14 protein-coding genes and 5 pseudogenes are annotated in these 16,784 nt (G+C 54.4%); 12 read left to right on the top strand and 7 right to left on the bottom strand.

Annotated elements, in window-relative coordinates; translation table 11 throughout:
• Window positions 1-3 precede the first annotated feature (3 nt).
• The 3 genes and pseudogenes from RHM55_RS23125 to RHM55_RS23135 all read left to right on the top strand — a co-directional run.
• Window positions 4-350: pseudogene (locus RHM55_RS23125) on the top strand (helix-turn-helix domain-containing protein); the annotation flags it as partial.
• A 118-nt stretch (window positions 351-468) separates the two neighbouring features.
• Entirely contained in the window at window positions 469-603 is a 135-nt protein-coding gene (locus tag RHM55_RS23130; RefSeq protein ID WP_322178495.1) for a hypothetical protein, read from the top strand.
• 35 nt (window positions 604-638) lie between these two features.
• On the top strand, window positions 639-1,004 hold the full coding sequence (locus RHM55_RS23135) for a histone-like nucleoid-structuring protein, MvaT/MvaU family (RefSeq protein ID WP_322178496.1): 366 nt from the start codon (window positions 639-641) through the stop codon (window positions 1,002-1,004).
• A 124-nt stretch (window positions 1,005-1,128) separates the two neighbouring features.
• Here RHM55_RS23135 and RHM55_RS26080 read toward each other — a convergent pair whose 3' ends face one another.
• Window positions 1,129-1,488: a TonB-dependent receptor domain-containing protein gene (locus RHM55_RS26080; protein WP_416151992.1), complete on the bottom strand. Its 360-nt coding sequence runs from the start codon at window positions 1,486-1,488 to the stop codon at window positions 1,129-1,131.
• Window positions 1,469-1,597 (bottom strand): annotated as a pseudogene (locus RHM55_RS26085) (GntR family transcriptional regulator); the annotation flags it as partial. The pseudogene RHM55_RS26085 and the gene RHM55_RS26080, both read right to left, overlap by 20 nt.
• Before the next feature lie 203 nt (window positions 1,598-1,800).
• Between RHM55_RS26085 and RHM55_RS23145 the strand changes: the two are divergent.
• From RHM55_RS23145 to RHM55_RS23155, 3 genes and pseudogenes are all read left to right on the top strand, one after another.
• Window positions 1,801-2,372 (top strand): annotated as a pseudogene (locus tag RHM55_RS23145) (nickel/cobalt efflux transporter); the annotation flags it as partial.
• A 31-nt stretch (window positions 2,373-2,403) separates the two neighbouring features.
• Window positions 2,404-3,453: a DMT family transporter gene (locus tag RHM55_RS23150; protein WP_322178498.1), complete on the top strand. Its 1,050-nt coding sequence runs from the start codon at window positions 2,404-2,406 to the stop codon at window positions 3,451-3,453.
• Window positions 3,454-3,685: 232 nt separating this feature from the next.
• Window positions 3,686-3,907, top strand: a pseudogene (locus tag RHM55_RS23155) (transposase domain-containing protein); the annotation flags it as partial.
• A gap of 156 nt (window positions 3,908-4,063) precedes the next feature.
• Here RHM55_RS23155 and gcvA read toward each other — a convergent pair.
• Window positions 4,064-5,020 carry a transcriptional regulator GcvA gene (gene gcvA / locus RHM55_RS23160; protein ID WP_322178499.1) on the bottom strand — a complete coding sequence of 319 codons (957 nt, stop codon included), beginning with the start codon at window positions 5,018-5,020 and terminating at the stop codon, window positions 4,064-4,066.
• A gap of 186 nt (window positions 5,021-5,206) precedes the next feature.
• Here gcvA and RHM55_RS23165 point away from each other — a divergent pair, with 186 nt between their 5' ends.
• The 4 genes and pseudogenes from RHM55_RS23165 to RHM55_RS23180 all read left to right on the top strand — a co-directional run bounded on the left by RHM55_RS23165 (window position 5,207) and on the right by RHM55_RS23180 (window position 8,248).
• Window positions 5,207-5,980, top strand: coding sequence for an SDR family oxidoreductase (locus RHM55_RS23165; protein ID WP_322178500.1), 774 nt, complete (start codon window positions 5,207-5,209; stop codon window positions 5,978-5,980).
• An 81-nt stretch (window positions 5,981-6,061) separates the two neighbouring features.
• A pseudogene (locus tag RHM55_RS23170) lies at window positions 6,062-6,397 on the top strand (carboxymuconolactone decarboxylase family protein); the annotation flags it as partial.
• A gap of 67 nt (window positions 6,398-6,464) precedes the next feature.
• The gene (locus tag RHM55_RS23175) at window positions 6,465-7,139 is read left to right on the top strand and encodes a cupin domain-containing protein (protein ID WP_322178501.1); all 675 of its coding nucleotides are present in this window, start codon (window positions 6,465-6,467) and stop codon (window positions 7,137-7,139) included.
• Window positions 7,136-8,248, top strand: coding sequence for a flavin monoamine oxidase family protein (locus tag RHM55_RS23180; RefSeq protein ID WP_322178502.1), 1,113 nt, complete (start codon window positions 7,136-7,138; stop codon window positions 8,246-8,248). Before RHM55_RS23175 ends, RHM55_RS23180 begins: the two co-directional genes overlap by 4 nt.
• A 140-nt stretch (window positions 8,249-8,388) precedes the next feature.
• Here RHM55_RS23180 and tnpC read toward each other — a convergent pair whose 3' ends face one another.
• From tnpC to tnpA, 3 genes are all read right to left on the bottom strand, one after another.
• Window positions 8,389-9,936 carry an IS66 family transposase gene (tnpC, locus tag RHM55_RS23185; protein ID WP_322178503.1) on the bottom strand — a complete coding sequence of 516 codons (1,548 nt, stop codon included), beginning with the start codon at window positions 9,934-9,936 and terminating at the stop codon, window positions 8,389-8,391.
• An 81-nt stretch (window positions 9,937-10,017) separates the two neighbouring features.
• Window positions 10,018-10,353 carry an IS66 family insertion sequence element accessory protein TnpB gene (gene tnpB, locus RHM55_RS23190; protein WP_236255050.1) on the bottom strand — a complete coding sequence of 112 codons (336 nt, stop codon included), beginning with the start codon at window positions 10,351-10,353 and terminating at the stop codon, window positions 10,018-10,020.
• Window positions 10,350-10,682, bottom strand: coding sequence for an IS66-like element accessory protein TnpA (gene tnpA, locus RHM55_RS23195; protein ID WP_322178504.1), 333 nt, complete (start codon window positions 10,680-10,682; stop codon window positions 10,350-10,352). The genes tnpB and tnpA overlap by 4 nt, the downstream gene beginning before the upstream one ends.
• Before the next feature lie 85 nt (window positions 10,683-10,767).
• Between tnpA and RHM55_RS23200 the strand changes: the two genes are divergently transcribed.
• Both RHM55_RS23200 and RHM55_RS23205 read left to right on the top strand, forming a co-directional pair.
• Window positions 10,768-12,137 (top strand): IS3 family transposase gene (locus RHM55_RS23200; protein ID WP_416151993.1). Its coding sequence is split into 2 segments (ribosomal slippage): window positions 10,768-11,236 and window positions 11,236-12,137, totalling 1,371 coding nucleotides; the frame shifts between segments, so codons are not numbered across the junction.
• Between the two features lie 639 nt (window positions 12,138-12,776).
• Window positions 12,777-16,352, top strand: coding sequence for a hypothetical protein (locus tag RHM55_RS23205; RefSeq protein ID WP_322178506.1), 3,576 nt, complete (start codon window positions 12,777-12,779; stop codon window positions 16,350-16,352).
• A gap of 138 nt (window positions 16,353-16,490) precedes the next feature.
• On the opposite strand, the gene RHM55_RS23210 is transcribed toward RHM55_RS23205, so the two are convergent.
• Window positions 16,491-16,682 (bottom strand): hypothetical protein, encoded by a 192-nt coding sequence (locus tag RHM55_RS23210; protein WP_322178507.1) that lies wholly within the window; start codon window positions 16,680-16,682, stop codon window positions 16,491-16,493.
• Window positions 16,683-16,784: the final 102 nt, after the last annotated feature.

Here is a 16,784-nt window from a genome sequence, read left to right on the forward strand (position 1 = left end):
ACAAGAGCCCGCGTCATCTCGCTAGCTGCGCAAGGATCTATGTGAGAAGAAATCTACGATTGACTGGTTTCTCTCGGCCTACGGTCTCCGAATGGCGCCATCGTTTTCAGTCGCTCAGATTGGAAGGCCTGCTCGACAAGCCCGGCCGTGGACGTAAATTGCCTCTGCCTGCCAACACAATCCGTCGCGTGCTTGATCAGGTTGCTCAACCTCGTATCGGTGAGCTCCGCTGGAGCTGGCGAAGCATGGCCCGTGCCGCTGGCATATCAGCGCCCTCCGTGCATAAGCGGTGGGCGGCCAATGACTTGAAGCATGCAAAAGTCCAAACTTCTGATACGAGTGATCCTAAGACTATTTGAAAGAACCATTTTATTCCTGAGCGCAACGCCTATGCAGCTTATCTATTGTTGGTCAGAAATGTGAGCCGACATCATCTGGGATGACACAAACCCTATCCATGAGATCGAAATGCTGCTTTTCTCGCTGGCCGATGCTGACATTTATAAAGATGTGTTTAATCGTCTCTCGAAAGCTGAAGTAAAAAATGGTAATTCGATTTGTGGTGATGGTTTGAAAGGTACTGTTATTTTGAAACTGGCTTGAATACACTAAAGATACTAATCTAGAAGAGGTCTCCAATGTCTAAACTCGCAGAATTTCGCCAGCTCGAAAAACACCTAGCCGAACAGCTCCAAGCGCTCGAAGCACTGAAAGGTGACGCTGGCCTCAAGAAGGAAATTGAATTCGAAACCAAGCTGCGTGAGCTGCTTGCTCAGTACGGTTACAGCCTGCAGAACGTGATCAATTTGCTTGACCCACATGCAGGTCGTCGCGCGCCAGCAACCGAGTCAAAATCCGGCACTCGTAAGCCACGCCAAGTGAAGGTCTACAAAAATCCGCATACTGGTGAAGTAGTAGAAACCAAGGGCGGGAATCATAAAACGCTGAAGGAATGGAAAGCCGAACACGGCGCTAACACCGTGGAGTCTTGGCTGACTAAGTGATCTTTGTTTGAGTACAAAAAGGCCCGCTAAGGGCCTTTTTTATAGCTATAGAGGTTCATTTCATCTAGCGTTAGTGAGCGTACGCTCGCAGGTGCGGCACTAGAAAGAAACTTCTCCAGTCAGCCTAAGAATACGACTTCTCCCCAACTGGCTCGCCGTGTATTTCTCCTGAAGAAACGAAATAGCCTTGGTCACTCAAGTTACTGGCATTGAGCTGTAAAGACGTTTTCTTGCCCAGTAAGTGGCCGATCTTCCAGGATGCAAAGGCGTCCTGGGTGGTGTAGTCCGGAAACCCGAAGGAGTTGTTCAGATCTCCCGCCCGCTTGCCTACATAACATGCTCCGGTGGCTAAGGCGCGGCCTGCTCTCAATAGGACTGCAGGCACCTGGTAGGTCAGGTACGCTCTCGATGTGATCCATGGCCGCTTTCTTGGCAGCCTCTGCATTTCTGGTCGAAAGAGCGGCAATGATTTCGTCGTGCTCATCGGTGACCACCTTCAAATGAGCGCTGAAGCCACAACTTTGTACGATGAAAAAATCGGAAAGCTCGAAGTTCGCCAGTTGTCGGGTCGAGACGATGGGAGAGCGTGCCATTGCATGAAGCAGCCGGTGAAACTCGACATTGAGATTGCGGTAGCTATGTGAGATGAGCTGTTTGTTCGTAAAGCGGAAACACCCAGCGCTGATTGTCTGCGCCTGTTAGCGTCAAGTTGGAGGGGCTTAGCGTCGCGACGGAAAGTACGTCTCCAAAAATCCTAGATACCCATCCAGATCGAGTGGATAGGATTCATCTGAGGCAACAATTCATTTTTGTTGAGCGTGATGGCTACCTGGGGTCGGTTGAAGATATTCCTGAACCTCACGAGTTCAGCGCGCGCTTGAGCCTCGGACATGCGGGTTACTCTCATGATTATGATCTGGATTACCAGGAACACGACCACGGACACGCGCATTCCGAACTGGAAGGCTTAGAACTGTCGATTGATGGTTATCAGGATGCGCATGAGCTTGCTCATGCCAACGATATCCGTAAGCGCTTCACCAACCGTGAAGTCAGCACTGGTCAGATCATCATGTTCGGGTTGACCGGGGGCTGATTCCTTGCCCTGCAGCTATCACCGTTTTGCTGCTCTGCCTTCAGGTCAAAGAAGTCGCCTTGGGGGGTGTGCTGGTACTGTGCTTCAGCATTGGTCTGGCCCTTACGTTGGTAACCGTCGGTGTGGCTGCGGCCATTGGCGCGAAACAAGCCTCCAATCGCTGGCCTTGGCTGGGCACAGTTGCGCGTCGTGCACCATACTTTTCCAGCGTACTGATCATTGGTGTTAGCCTCTACGTGGGTGTCCATGGCTGGATCGGCCTGAACGCATAAGGCTCAGTTGGGTGAGCGGGGAATTGAACACATGAGCTGGAAGAATGGACTGAGTCAATCGGGCGTATTGGCCGCTCTCGGTGCAGCCGTGCTGTTCGGCGCGGGAACACCGCTGGCGAAAATGCTGTTGAACAGTGTCAGTCCCTGGTTGCTAGCGGGCCTGCTTTATCTTGGTTCAGGGCTGGGGCTAACGCTATATCGCTTGCTGAGCCGCGCACCCAGCGTAAGTCTGCCACGCAACGAAGCGCTCTGGTTCGCAGGAGCGATTGCAGCGGGTGGCATTGTTGGGCCGGTATTGTTGATGGTGGGACTAGCCGGCATGCCCGCATCCGGCGCGTCACTGTTGCTCAACGCCGAGGGTGTATTTACCGCCCTGCTCGCGTGGTTTGCCTTCAAGGAGAACTTTGACCGGCATATTGCCTTGGGCATGATCGCCATCGTGGCTGGCGCGCTCGTTCTGAGTTGGCCAGGTGAAGCGCATTTTTCCGGCTTATGGCCAGCGCTGGCAATCTTAGGCGCCTGCTTTGCCTGGGGAATTGATAATAACCTGACCCGCAAGGTGTCGCTGACAGACGCAACCTGGATTGCGTCGGTTAAAGGCTTGGTCGCTGGAACGGTCAATCTAGTCTTGGCTTTTGTTGTAGGGACGACGTTGCCGCCACTGCCCAACTTGGTAGGAGCGCTGGCGGTAGGCTTTTTTGCCTATGGCGTGAGCTTGGCGCTGTTCGTCATAGGCCTGCGTCACCTAGGCACCGCCCGCACGGGGGCTTACTTCTCTGTGGCTCCGTTCCTAGGAACATTGCTTGCTGTGGCGATGGGCGATCCCGTCACGCTGCCGCTGCTAATCGCCGGATCGCTAATGGCCGTTGGCATTTGGTTGCACCTGACCGAACGCCATGAACATAAACACCAGCACGAGGCAATGGAGCACGAGCACGAGCATGTACACGACGAGCACCACCAACATGCACATGATGAACCCGTCACGCCGGGCACCAAACACCGACATTGGCATCAGCACCAGCCCATGGCCCATGATCATCCGCACTTCCCCGACGCGCACCACCGACATGACCATTAAGTGCGTAGGTGGTTTGCAGGCTGGGCGGTGGGCCAATAAACGAGCTTTATCAAGCGGGCCGTTGTGGAATGGGGTATCTGACAATATGTCGGTTTGCTCCGTATACCGAAACTCGTCTCAGGCATAACTCAGCGCCCCTCCCGTCGTAAAAGAGGTTCCTGACGCGCGGAGTGCAAAAAAAGGAGAGCCCCTTCTTAGGGGGTTGGACGCGGGTAACCGCGTCTGACTACCCGACAACCAGATCCGGCCATGGGCTCTTGGACGCAAGAACTGGCTCTTTGCAGGATCGCTACGCAGTGGAAAACGGGCGGCGGCGATCATGAGTTTGATCCAGTCGGCGCGGCTGAATGGGCATGATCCGTATGCCTATTTGAAGGACGTTCTCATGCGTCTGCCGACGCAGCGGGCGAGTGAAATCGATCAGTTGCTGCCGCACAAGTGGCAACCAGCTTGATCGCGCCAGGCGGGTTGCCCGGGGGCGCATACTGTCGTCCTCCCCGAGCCCTGCGGTTGTCCTGACTGAACCGTGCAATGCATTCACGCGACGTCGTCCACATCATTCCAAAGTTGATAGCGCTCAGGGGGCAAAGTATCTAAAAGCGCTCGAATACTATTTGGCGATAGCAGCACCAAAAGCGAGCCAGCGATCTTTTGATAGGGTACGAGCCTCCTCAAACAACCAGTCTCGAAAGGCCTTTAATCTAGGTAGGCTTACACATTCCGAGCGATAGACAACGTAATAGGCCAATGGAGAGACAAACTGAATGTCCGGAAACAAGCGGATCAACCTACCAGCAGCCAGATCATCTTTGGCCATGACGCTGCGCGCAAGCGCAATCCCTTGCCCATCTGTTGCCGCTTGAAGCACCGCTGCAGAGTTATTGATCTTCATCCCACGCTGCGCCGATAGGTCTTTCATCCCAACCGTTTGCAACCAGGTAGCCCAAGTCGTGAATCCGGCGTGTCCGTCCATCGACAGGTCATGAATCAGGGTTTCATTTGCCAATTCAGCCAGTGTTTGCAAACAGTCCGGCGTATTTTTCAGTAGAGGTGAGCAAACAGGGTAGATTTCCTCGTCCATAAGTTTTTCTGCAATCAGGCCAGGCCAGTGACCGGTACCATATCGCACTCCGATATCGATTCTTTGAGTCAGGAAGTCTACTGCTTTGAGCTGCGTATCAAGCCGGACGTCAGTATCTGGCCAAGCGGAGTGGAAGCGTTCAATTCGCGGCAATAACCATTTGGCGGCAAATGCGGGACTGACCGTGACCGTCAGAACCCCGCTGGGTGAATTCTCCCTCATCCGCTCCATGCCCAACGTAAGCCGCTCGAATCCAGCCCGAATGTCAGGGAGCGCACGCTCAGCAGCCTCCGTAGCGACCAACCGTGCCTTGCCACTGGAGCCTCGATGGAACAGGGGCGTGCCTAACCACTGCTCAAGGGTGCGTACTAGCTGCCCAACGGCTGCCGGGGTGACGTTCAATTCTTCGGCAGCAACAGAAAAGCTTTGATGACGAGCACTGGCTTCAAAAGCCCGCAGTGCATTGAGATGGACGGGCGCTGCCATAGCGGTAAACCTTTTCTTTATCGATCTGACACTTTATCTCGTTTGTACCGCCATCGATAGAGTTCAATAATTCGCTCGTACCTAAGCAGCACATCGTGGGGTCGGACGATTAAGGGCCACGTTTTAAAGGCTGATGACCGGTTCTCGGTTTCCCGCATAGCCTCACTCACTATCTGGAGTATTTAAATGAGCAATCAATTCACCGGCAAGAAATTATTAGTCGTCGGCGGCACCAGTGGAATGGGCCTGGAAACCGCGCGACTCGTATTACAGCAAGGCGGTAACGTAGTCATCGTGGGCAGCCGTGCAGAGAAAACCGAGCAGGCTCGTCAGGAGCTGGCAGCATTCGGCCAGGTGAGCGCGCTGACTGCAAATCTGACCGACGCACAGGGCCTGGCAGCGCTGCTCCAGGAAATTGATCAGCATCACGCTGACTTCGACCTTCTGGTCAACGCGGCGGGCGTATTTTTCCCTAAGCCTTTTCTGGAGCACCAGGACGCCGACTACGATCAGTACATGCAGCTGAACAAGGCCTTCTTCTTCATCACCCAAAAAGTCGCTGCCAACCTCGTCGCCAAGGGGCGTCCCGGCGCAATCGTCAATATTGGCTCCATGTGGGGCAAGCAGGCTATCGCCGCCACTCCGTCCTCCGCCTATTCGATGGCAAAAGCCGGCTTGCATTCGCTGACTCAGCACTTGGCGATGGAACTCGCATCCAAGCATATCCGCGTCAATGCCGTATCGCCTGCGGTGGTTCAGACCCCTATCTACGAAGGTTTCATTCCCAAGGCTGAGGTTCACTCAGCGCTGCAGGGCTTCAACAGCTTCCACCCAATCGGAAGAGTGGGGACTCCTGAGGAGGTAGCAGAGGTGGTTGCCTTCCTGTTGTCCGAAAAAGCCAGCTGGGTCACAGGTGCAATCTGGGATGTCGATGGCGGTGTAATGGCCGGGCGTAATTAATTTAGATCCAAGCATGCCTTCAGAGGCAGGCATGCGCGATTGCTATCACCTGAATCGCCTGGAGACACTGCAATGATGTAAGACTGTAATGCCTATCGCGACGCTCTTCTTGATCGCGTTGGTGAATACGCGAAACAAAGTCCCGATGTTGTGCGTGGTTTGACGACGATGGACGGCGCAGCTGCCAAGACTGGCCATCTGGATGCCAAGCCGCATGAGTTGATCGCATTGGTTGTGGCGGTGACTACCTGCTGTGATGGCTGTATCAGCATCCACACCAAGAAGGCTGTCGAACATGGCGCAACCCGGGGCGAGATTGCCGAGGCACTAGGTGTTGCCATCGCGCTCAATGCAGGCGCTGCATTGGTGTATTCGGCAAGAGTCCTGGAAGCACACGCTCAACTGCCTGTTGCTTGAGAATCGATACGCGGCGGCGGTGATCACCGTAGCCCAATACTTGCATTTAATTCCCTGGAGAACAGCCGTGCTCATCAATGCTGACTTTACCCAGCGCGCTGCTGTCGCTGCTAATGACTACAACTGGGTGGCATCGCCACAGTCAGGCGTTGAGCGAGTCATGCTTGATCGAGTCGGCGGCGAAAGAGCTCGTGCAACGAGTATTGTTCGCTACTCAGCCGGTTCCAGTTTTGCCCCTCATCAACACCCAGGTGGAGAGGAAGTCCTCGTCCTTTCCGGTACGTTTGTAGACGATGACGACAGCTATCCCGCAGGCTTGTATCTGCGCAACCCTCCGGGTTCCAGTCATGCGCCTTCCAGCCCTGAAGGCACGGTCATTTTCGTGAAGCTTTGGCAGATGTCTGCTGATGAGCAGGTCAAGGTGCGGATCGACACGCGACGGCCAGATGCATGGCAACAAGAAAGCGGCCGCGAGGTCTGCCTGTTACATGCCAGTGAATCCGAGGCTGTTTGTCTGGTGCGCTTACCTGCGGGTGCACTGTTATTCGATACTCCCGTCGAGAACTCCGAGCTTTTGGTCTTGGCTGGAAGTTTGGTCGAAGCCGGACGGCATTACGAGGCTGGCAGCTGGCTGCGTTTTCCATCGGGAGAACACCCGAAGCTGTATACCGCAACAGAGGGGTGCACGATCTATTTTAGGCGTGGACGCCTGATCGGGCTCTCAAGCAAGGCATTACCATGAACCGGATTCGCATCGCGATCATCGGCGGCGGCATCAGCGGGCTATACGCGGCTCATTTACTCGAATCCCAAGGCATCTATGATTATGTCTTATTTGAAGCCCGCGAGAGACTCGGAGGACGGGCTTTATCCGTTGCCCTTGAGGGCACAGTCGCAGGCTTATCAGATCCCTCCGACCGCTTTGACCTAGGGCCGTCTTGGTTTTGGCCCGATTTCCAGCCACAGCTTGACAGCCTGGTAGCCGATCTCGGCCTAGAGCGGTTTGTGCAGAACGTACAAGGCGATAGCGTGATCGAGCGCATTGCCGGAGCGAGGCCCATACGCACGCAGGGCTACTCTACTTCGCCGCCTTCGGTACGCTTACTGGGAGGCATGGCGGCTTTAGTCGATGCGCTTGCTGCCAACGTAAATCCCGAAAAAGTGCGCATGGGATGGGCAGTACGTCGTCTCCATGCCTGCGAGCAGCACTTGGAAATAGAGAGTGAGAGCGGGGATGGCCGCCGAGAATCATGGGTGGTCGAGCATATTCTGTTAGCCGCTCCACCGCGATTGCTGGCCCAAGACATAGACTTTTTACCAGGGCTTCCCCCTTCGGTTGCGCAGCTATGGCGAAGTACCCCAACCTGGATGGCTCCTCACGCCAAATACCTCGCCGTATTCGACTCCGCATTCTGGAACAAAACCGGATTGTCCGGACAAGCACAGAGCGCAATAGGCCCTATGGTGGAGATTCATGATGCCTCGTCGCCTGGTGGACATGCTGCGCTGTTCGGCTTTATAGGCATCCCGGCTCAGATGCGCAACGTAATGCCTAAAGAACAGTTGCAGACAATGTGTCGCGCTCAGTTGGTACGGCTTTTCGGGCCGGAGGCGGGTAAGCCTGTGGCTGAATTCCTCAAAGACTGGGCGCAGGATCCTCTCACCTCTGTTGCTCAAGATTTGCTCGACGGAGGGCAACACTCAATCAGCCTGGAAGCAACAGTCGATTCCTCCCCTTGGGCGGGGCGGTTGATTGGGATTGGCAGTGAATGGTCACCGCAGTTTCCGGGGTACATCGCAGGCGCCATCGAAGCAGCTGCATTAGGCGTGCGCCTGATGCTCCAAAAATAGAGCTGATCGCGCTCGGCGGACTCGGCCATTTCACACGGATACCCAAAGGATCTCTCATATGAACGAAGCGACTCTCGTGCTGTCGGAGCAAACTCAAAGCCGCAACATCTGTATGCGTCCGGGCATCCCGTCTTGCGTAACTAAACGGGTTGCCATTTATGCGGCAGCAACTCGGAAATCTCACTCGCCCGCTGCGTCGGCAGGCGCGTGAGAACGTCCTTCAAATAGGTATACGGATCATGCCCGTTTAGCCGTGCTGATTGGATCAAACTCATGATCGCCGCCGCACGTTTTCCGCTACGCAGGGAGCCTGCAAAGAGCCAGTTTTTTCGACCCAGAGCCCATGGTCGGATTTGGTTTTCGGCCCAATTATTGTCTATGGGTACGGCCCCGTCATCGAGGTAACGCGACAGCGCCGCCCAGCGTTTTAGGCTGTAATCTAAAGCTCTGGCGATAGCCGAACCATCGTGCACGATCTGACGCTGGGCGATCATCCAGGCATGCAGGGCATCCATCACCGGCACGGCTTTTTCTTGCCGTCTCAGGCGGCGAAAATCAGGCTCTAGATCACGGACTTCACGCTCGACTTCATACAGCAGCTGGATGTATCGCAAGGCTTGTTCTGCCAGTTGGCTTTTGTGCGTGGCGTGCAATTCGAAAAACTTGCGCCGCGCATGGGCCATACAGCCGATCTCGGTCACGCCGAGTTCAAAACTGGCCTTGTAGCCGCCAAAATCGTCGCAGACCAACTTGCCTTTCCAGCCTTCCAGGAAGTTGCGGGCGTGTTCGCCTGCGCGGCTGGGGCTGAAGTCGTAAACGACCGCCGCCAAGTCCGAAAACTGGCTGGTAGCGTAGGCCCAGACATAGGAGCGATGGGTTTTCTTTGCGCCGGGCGTGAGCATCTGTACCGGCGTTTCGTCGGCGTGGATCACGCCGTGTGCAAGAACGGCATCACGCAAGGCATCCACCAGCGGCTGCAACTGCACACCACAGTTGCCAACCCATTGCGCCAAGGTTGAGCGAGCGATGACCAGGCCAGCTCGACCAAAAATCGATTCCTGACGATAGAGCGGTAGATGGTCGGCGAACTTCGCAATCATGACATGGGCCAGCAGCCCTGCGGTCGGGATGCCCTTGTCGATAACGTGCGCCGGAACCGGTGCCTGGATCAGCGTTTCGCAGTCATCACAAACCCACTTGCCTCGGATGTGGCGTTCGACAGTGAACACGCCCGGCGTGTAGTCGAGTTTTTCGCTGACATCCTCGCCAATACGCTTGAGGGCGCAGCCACACTGGCAATGGCTATTGTCGGGTTCGTGATGGATCAGGGTGCGCTGGAACTCCGGCGGTAACGCTGTGCGCTTAGGCTTTTGCTTTGTTTCGGTAGGAACGGAAGGTGTTTGCAGTGCCTGAAGCTCAGCTTCAATCGCAGCGATATCGGTATCGATCAGATCGTCCAGCAAGCTGGCTTGTTGCGGATTTAACTGCTCGCTGCGCTTGGCAAACTTGAAACGTTTGAGCTGTGCAATCTCGTGGGTCAGCTTCTCGATCACCGTTTGGTCACGATGAATCTTTTTGCCTATTGCCTCGACTGCCTGATCGAGACTTTCGACACGCTGCATCAACTGCGCCGCCAAAGCACGCAGTTGTTCAGGGTTTAGTTGGTCGAGATTGGGGAGCGAATTCATACCGCCGATTTTGCCAGAACAGGCTAATACCGACGATAGATCCATCGGACAATTGCACGGCCCGACTGGCTATGGCGGGCGTTATAGGATGGAAATTGCGCCACTTGGCCCGACTCTTTGCCAAGGCAAACCCAGCACTAAAGCTTGCAACTGTTCCGCACCCAACTCCACCTGAGTACCGTGTCGAGAACCCGGCCAGACGAACTTGCCCTGGTGCAGACGGCGGGCCGCCAGCCAGATACCCAACCCGTCATGCACCAGCACTTTCATGCGATTGGCGCGGCGATTGGCAAACAAATAAGCACAGTGCGGCTGCGCCGCACCGAACACTGCCACCACTCGTGCCAGAGCAGTTTCGGTGCCGGCACGCATGTCCATGGGTTCGGTGGCGAGCCAGATTGAATCGATGCGGATCATCGCAACAGATCTCGAAGAAAAGTTGCACAGGCCGCTGCGTTTTCGGTTGGCCAGCTCACTTTGACGGTGCCACGCGGGTGTGGGATTTCGAGGCAAATAGTGGCTGGATTGATATCTGAGCGAGAGACGGGCGATTGTAGAGCCAGCGGAATGAAGGCTGGTTGCTTGGCAACACTTGTCTGCGATTGCAGTCGAATCCACTTATGGACGAGGTTTGCGTTGATGCCGTGGCTCAGTGCGACGCTGGCAATCGAGGCTCCGGGCTGGGCGCACTCTTGAATGACTTGGGCTTTGAAGGATTTGGAGTAGGAACGGCATTGTGGCTGCATGAAATACCCGCTTAAAAGGCTAGAGCTGGTGCCCACTTAAATTGATCTGACCCCGAAAAGTTGGACATCACCATCGGGGGGGGGCATGAAAAAATACACAGAGCAGGCGAAGCTAGCGGCAGCACAGGACTATTGCTCCGGTACTGGAGGGTTAAGGGATGTAGCACGCCGCCATGGCGTAAATTTTTCATCCCTTCGCCAATGGGTTTCGGCTTATCAGGCGCTGGGCATCGCGGGCATCAAAGGCAAGAAGAAAGTCCATTACAGCCCTGAGTTCAAGTTGAGTGTTTTGCAACGCATGCGCGAGGAAAAACTGTCGTATCGCCAGGCCGCCGCACTGTTTGATATCCGGAGATTCGACATTATTGGCCAATGGGAACGTCGGTATGATGAAGGCGGTTTGGATGCCTTGTCCCGGCAGCCAGGAAGCGGACTTCACAAAAGTATGAAAAAACCCATCCCGTCCATTCAGCCTGAATCTTCGGACGACGAAGCTCGTACGCGTGATGATTTGCTGGTCGAATTGAACCAGTTGCGGATGGAGATTGCTTATTTAAAAAAGCTCGATGCCTTGGTTCAAGTGAAGGAACGATTAGCGCAGCGGAAAAAGCGCAAATCGTGATTGAACTGAGGCAACAGCATCCTCTGGAAGGCCTTCTTAAAGTGGCCGGCCTGGCCCGCAGCACGTTTTACTATCAACAAAAGGTGCAGCAAGCCGCTGATAAATACGCGGTTCTGAAGAGCAGAATTTGCTCAATTTTCGAGGAGCATAAGGGCCGTTATGGCTATCGCCGTATCACCGCAGCCGTTCGGCGATGTGGTCATCTCGTGAACCACAAAACTGTTCAGCGCCTCATGGCCGAACTTCAGTTGAAAAGCCGTGTGCGCCTCAAGAAATACCGCGCCTACAGAGGCGAAGAGGGCCAGGTAGCGCCGAACCTGCTGAAACGGAAGTTCGATGCCAAACGACCGAACCAGAAATGGGTAACCGATGTGACGGAGTTTCGAGTCGGCGGGCAGAAGCTTTACCTCTCACCGATCCTTGACCTCTACAACGGCGAAATCATCGCCTTCAAGACCGCTAGGCGCCCGCTGTTCGACATGGTCGGTGCGATGCTACGGCAAGCGTTTAAGCGACTGCGGCCGCGCGATAAACCGATCTTGCACTCCGACCAGGGATGGCAATATCGAATGCCCGTCTACCGTCGCATGCTGAACGAGCATGCAGTAAAGCCAAGCATGTCCTGCAAAGGAAATTGCTATGACAATGCGGCTATGGAAAGTTTTTTTGGCACGTTGAAATCCGAGTTCTTTTACCTGAACAAATTTAACAATCTCGATGAGCTTGAAACAGGGCTGGGCGACTACATACACTACTACAATCATTCGCGAATCAGGCTGAAGCTAAGCGGTCTGAGCCCTGTTGAATACAGGACTCAAGCACGGCGGGCATAGAAGGCATCCAACTTTTCGGGGTCAGATCAATTTAGGTGGACACCATCGCCTTTGGCTCTGGGGTCAGGAAGATGTGTTGGCCGGACGCATACGCCAGTACGCGTCATTATTCTCGTTGAGCTGGTTGGAGTGGTTGTCGTTGTCGCTTTTGGAGCTCATGGTTTTTCCCTCGATAGCTGATTTACCCACCTGATGGAATACATGCGGGTGAAACCAGTATTGGCTGGGACACATACGCGCCAATAGGGATCCAGCGAGGAAATTTCGCCCAGCACCTCGTTCATGAGCCGCCAAATCATCACACGTGCCACCGCATGACAGATGCGAACAGAGGGTCACATACGCTTACCCCGTTCGCCATGGGTTACCTTTCGATTTCCTCGACCGGATAAGGGTCAGCCTTATGCACAAGGACGTAATTTAGGAAGTATTCAGGCCGGCGTGTCGTCTACTTCATCATTCGGTTAGATTGTCGAGCCTGAGCCCCCTAAGGAAAGACGTGCAATGAGGCGAATCGAGAGTACGCGAGCCCCTGGTGAGACTCGCCGAATGCTGCGTGAGCGATTGTCACGATTTTTGCCAACAAACCCAGCATCTGCCAACGTCCGACACCAGGCAGCACGGCCTCCAGTATCGGACATGGAGGTGGTAGACCTTTATTTGAATCTTGAGTTTTTCCCCGGCGATGAGCTCTCTCGAGGCCAAAGCTTGTACGAGCAAGCGTCTCAATTACAGGCCATTCCTGCGGCATCAGCACTCTTACTTCAACCGGAGCTTGTAGCGCCTGTTGATGATCCTGAAGAGGAGGAGTTGAGCCCCGCAGTACCTGACTCCCTTGAGGCTGTTGGTGCGAACGAAGTACCGGCCGAGCCGGTGATCTCTGTTCAAATCATTGCTGCATCACCAAGCCTTGACGCCCTTTCTCCATCACCATCGTTCAACGAACTCGTTGAGCACGGTTGGATTCTAGTTTCATGGGGGCGATTCACGGTGCCGAGAGACATCGTGATGGCTGTTCTCCACAATCCGCAAACTGTGGGAACCGCCTTCAGATTACTGATTGAAGAGCGCGATCGAAATGTCTTTCGGCTAAAGAGTGGGTTCAACCCGAGCGGCGTTCTTCGCGATATCGCCGAGGACGTCGTTGCAGAACGGTATCAGCTTGGTGCGATTGCATCCGTCTCGCGAGATTGGATAGCCGCAAGACTCTGGGACGCCAGCTCTGGGGTGAAGAACGGTCTGAGCGTTGATCAACGTATAAGCCAGTGGATAGACAGATGGCAGTTCTTGAATTGGCCACAGTTTGCGATGAGCAGCCATCTTGAACCTGCGTCATTTGAGGAGTTTGTAGACGCAGCGATGGAAGTGCTAACGGTGCCCTCGACGATACCTGGATGGGATGAGTTCAGACGCGCGGCTGGAGCGCCAACAGCTCTTCTCTTCCAGCATCAAGGACGGGTTCTGGACAACATTGTTCCTGCCATTCCGGCAACGACGATCAACCGTATTCAGTGGATGGAGCGAGGAGCTCCAGAAAAAACGTTTCATGAATATCTGGGCACCAGGGGTGCAAGTCTGCTCACCGTGCTTCTCAATGAACTTCAGGGCGCAATGTTTGACCCATTAGGGCTGTCGTTGCGCCTGATGGATTTTGTCGTCGACCGTCCGGTCTTGCTCCGACAACTAGCGATGACGGCTCAGCGAGCACCGGCCTTGCTTGCCGACATGCTAATGGCTCCGTCAACGTGCACGCTAGCTTGCAGCCTCATTGCAAGCTGGGAATTTAATGATGGTGGTTGGAACAGGGATTTCCAGGTGCACGCCAATCGCACAACCGAGCTACTGGCTTTCGAAGATGCGCTGGCGCTTCTGGGTGGTCATCTTGACGCAGGTTGTTTGCGCTCAAATGAGGTGGCGGCGCTATACCTGTACGTCTATGAACTGGCATTTGCCCCTCGACAATCGACCCATCGAGACACGATGTTGTCATTGCTTCGAGAAGAAATAACTGCAGCAGATAACGGCGTTCAAGACGCAGTTGTGGCCGACTTAATTATTTTTTCTACAGCAGGCCTAGATCCAATGACCGCATTCTGTGCTGCGCTCGACTTGGCTTCTGACGGCGGCTGTGCAGATCGAATTTCCCCCTCCGAAGTGGTATCACTTTATCTAGACGTAGTGATGCCAAAGGGTGAGCGCCTGGGCCTGCGAAAATTGGAACCTAAGAGTGCACGGTCGTTGGTCGCTCTCGCCTTTAGGTGCGACGAAACCCTTCGCAGTCGGTTCCTAGGCGCTATCGATTTGCCCACATGGCTCCAGATGGCTCCTACGTCTGAACAGGAACAGTATGCATACCACGACCTGCTGATAGGTCGTATCAGGTTGCATATTAGAGTCATATCCCGGGCGATAGCAGAGTGGCCGAACGAAATACCAAATGAACTCGTGGGGGCTCTGGGTAATGCCATACACGCAGGGGCAATGGATCGGCCGGAGCGAAACAGAGTCGATGCATTTGTTCTTCGGCAAGAGTATGGATATACGTGGGGTGCCGATGATAGTCCCATTGCTCTAGACCTGGCGGCCGCACTCGGAAAGCTTCAGGGAGGAGCCTTACAACGCGTCGTCACCCAGCTCTGCCAAGTAGAGGAACCAGCCGTTCTAGCTGGCATTATTGCTAACACTCCAGCAGCACTGAATGAGCAAATCAGGGCGCACCTTCAAACTCTGACACCTACCACTTCGTCCGATGTTTGGAGCTTGCGAGAGTTACAAGGCCGAGTAGAAGCACTGCTGAATGCAGGACTGCCTGACATTGCTGAAACATTTATAGTTGTCGAGCGTAGCGCTGTGACCTGGGGGCCAGTACCGGGCCGACAAATATCGTCAATGAGGACAGATCTTCGGCTCATGTTTTTGCGAGAGCGCTGGCTCGAAATAGCTTCGTACAATTTTCCTGAAGGGATGTCTGACAGTCTGAGGCAAGAGGCAAACGACGTGTTGCTGTTTTACCAAGGTCTGGCAGGGCTTAAGAATCCAGAAGGTAATTTGCAAACGTCTGAGGCGATATTTTTAGGGCTAACGCAACGTAACCGGGGCGTCCCCGCGTACCACACAAACCTCTTTGCCTGCAGGGTTAACCGCCTCCTGAACAGCGATGCCTTTCAGTTACTGTCTGGAGAAGCGCTCAGCGAAGCCCGGCTGTATCTTTCTGAATCAGTGCGAGTGACGCGACCTCTCATTCAGCACTCAGCGTCTGATCTGAAGGCGCTAGAGATGAACCGAGTAATGATGCTCTTGGCAGTCAATCGACCCGGGGAGTGTCTTCAAGTTCTGCTGGAGTTGAGAGAAACAAACTTCGACGAGAACATTGAAGGCTTCAGGGCACTCGCGCTGGCTCGACTGGGTAGCAAGAGAGAGGCCCTTTCTGTCATCACCCAAGCTGAAAACACCTTTGGTCGCACCGTGTTCCTGTGCGCAGTTAGAGAGAACATAGACACTCATCGACCCTACGCAACCGCTCCAAACCTTGCGTTGGATGATGACCCAGTACCGGGAATTCGCCAAGCGTTTGAGGCATTCACTCGGCTAGGTCACGTTGAGCAAGCCGAAGTTCTTCAATCTCGTGGCCAACTTGACCTTTACTTACTTGATGAGATTCGCGGAGCGTGTGCAAGCCTCGTTGCCTTAGCTCCCATGATGAGGGGGCTCGGTCTAGTGCGTTTTGAGGACGATATTTCAGCCGTCTTGAAGCAAATTTTACGTTCTCGCTTGCTACTTCAAAAGTGGGTGGTGGAAGACCAGCCTCGTGGCGGGTACTCTGGTTCGGGCGGCGTGGGTGAGCGAGACATCGTAGTGAGCAACGGTACTGCGACGTTGGCGGTAATCGAAACAGTCGTCACCGATTTCGTCAATAAGGGTAACCTGACCTCCCATTTCAACAAACTGTTGGGGTACGACACATGCCGATTCTTCTTTCACATCACGTATGCACGTCGATCAAATTGCGCGGCCATCCTCGCCCATTTGAGGGCGGCGTGTACTACTCCTTCGAGCGGTATTAACTACATTAATTCGTCTAACCTAGGCGACTTCGATTCGATGCCAGTGGGATTTAAAGCCCACTACGAAATTGACTCACGCCATATTGTCGTAGTCTTCTTGGCGCTGGAGATAGGTCAGCACATCCAGCGGGCTACTGCGGCATCTCAATGACGGCGGTGTGTTGGCGCCGATGCCGAACGTGATCCACGTGCCAACGCCAGACCGCCCCCACCTCCAATCGCTACAACTCCAGCACAGGCAATGGTTCGCAAGGAGTCAGATTGGGTCAGTGACATCTCGGCTAGTGGGTCAATTCGGCATCGGCGCCAACAGCTTGGCGTGATACGTCGAGTGAAAGCTTCGCTCAGCGTGGCTGTAGTCATCGAACCAGGCGTAATGCGCGATACTGATGGGGAAGAGCAGTTTGGCTTCAAAAAGGCGAGTGCGGTTTTTCATGTTTACGGTTTTGCCGATCTTGAACCCGTGGTCTGAGCGGATCACGTAAACAAAACCAGGCGTCGCAACGGTGGAGGGTGTCGCCATGGGTGCCGGAGGTGCAGGGAACTTTTCGACGAGAATTCAGAATTTCGTGCGCTTTATCGG

This window comes from Pseudomonas sp. MH9.2 (assembly GCF_034353875.1).
GTDB lineage: Bacteria > Pseudomonadota > Gammaproteobacteria > Pseudomonadales > Pseudomonadaceae > Aquipseudomonas.

Bases quoted from the DNA above. Each gene is read 5' to 3' on its own strand.
- tnpB (WP_236255050.1), bottom strand. From the start codon at position 10,353: ATGATCCGCATCGATTCAATCTGGCTCGCCACCGAACCCATGGACATG.
- tnpA (WP_322178504.1), bottom strand. From the start codon at position 10,682: ATGCAGCCACAATGCCGTTCCTACTCCAAATCCTTCAAAGCCCAAGTC.
- gcvA (WP_322178499.1), bottom strand. From the start codon at position 5,020: ATGGCAGCGCCCGTCCATCTCAATGCACTGCGGGCTTTTGAAGCCAGT.
- RHM55_RS26080 (WP_416151992.1), bottom strand. From the start codon at position 1,488: ATGAGCACGACGAAATCATTGCCGCTCTTTCGACCAGAAATGCAGAGG.
- RHM55_RS23150 (WP_322178498.1), top strand. From the start codon at position 2,404: ATGAGCTGGAAGAATGGACTGAGTCAATCGGGCGTATTGGCCGCTCTC.
- RHM55_RS23205 (WP_322178506.1), top strand. From the start codon at position 12,777: ATGGAGGTGGTAGACCTTTATTTGAATCTTGAGTTTTTCCCCGGCGAT.
- tnpC (WP_322178503.1), bottom strand. From the start codon at position 9,936: ATGAATTCGCTCCCCAATCTCGACCAACTAAACCCTGAACAACTGCGT.
- RHM55_RS23130 (WP_322178495.1), top strand. From the start codon at position 469: ATGCTGCTTTTCTCGCTGGCCGATGCTGACATTTATAAAGATGTGTTT.
- RHM55_RS23165 (WP_322178500.1), top strand. From the start codon at position 5,207: ATGAGCAATCAATTCACCGGCAAGAAATTATTAGTCGTCGGCGGCACC.
- RHM55_RS23135 (WP_322178496.1), top strand. From the start codon at position 639: ATGTCTAAACTCGCAGAATTTCGCCAGCTCGAAAAACACCTAGCCGAA.
- RHM55_RS23180 (WP_322178502.1), top strand. From the start codon at position 7,136: ATGAACCGGATTCGCATCGCGATCATCGGCGGCGGCATCAGCGGGCTA.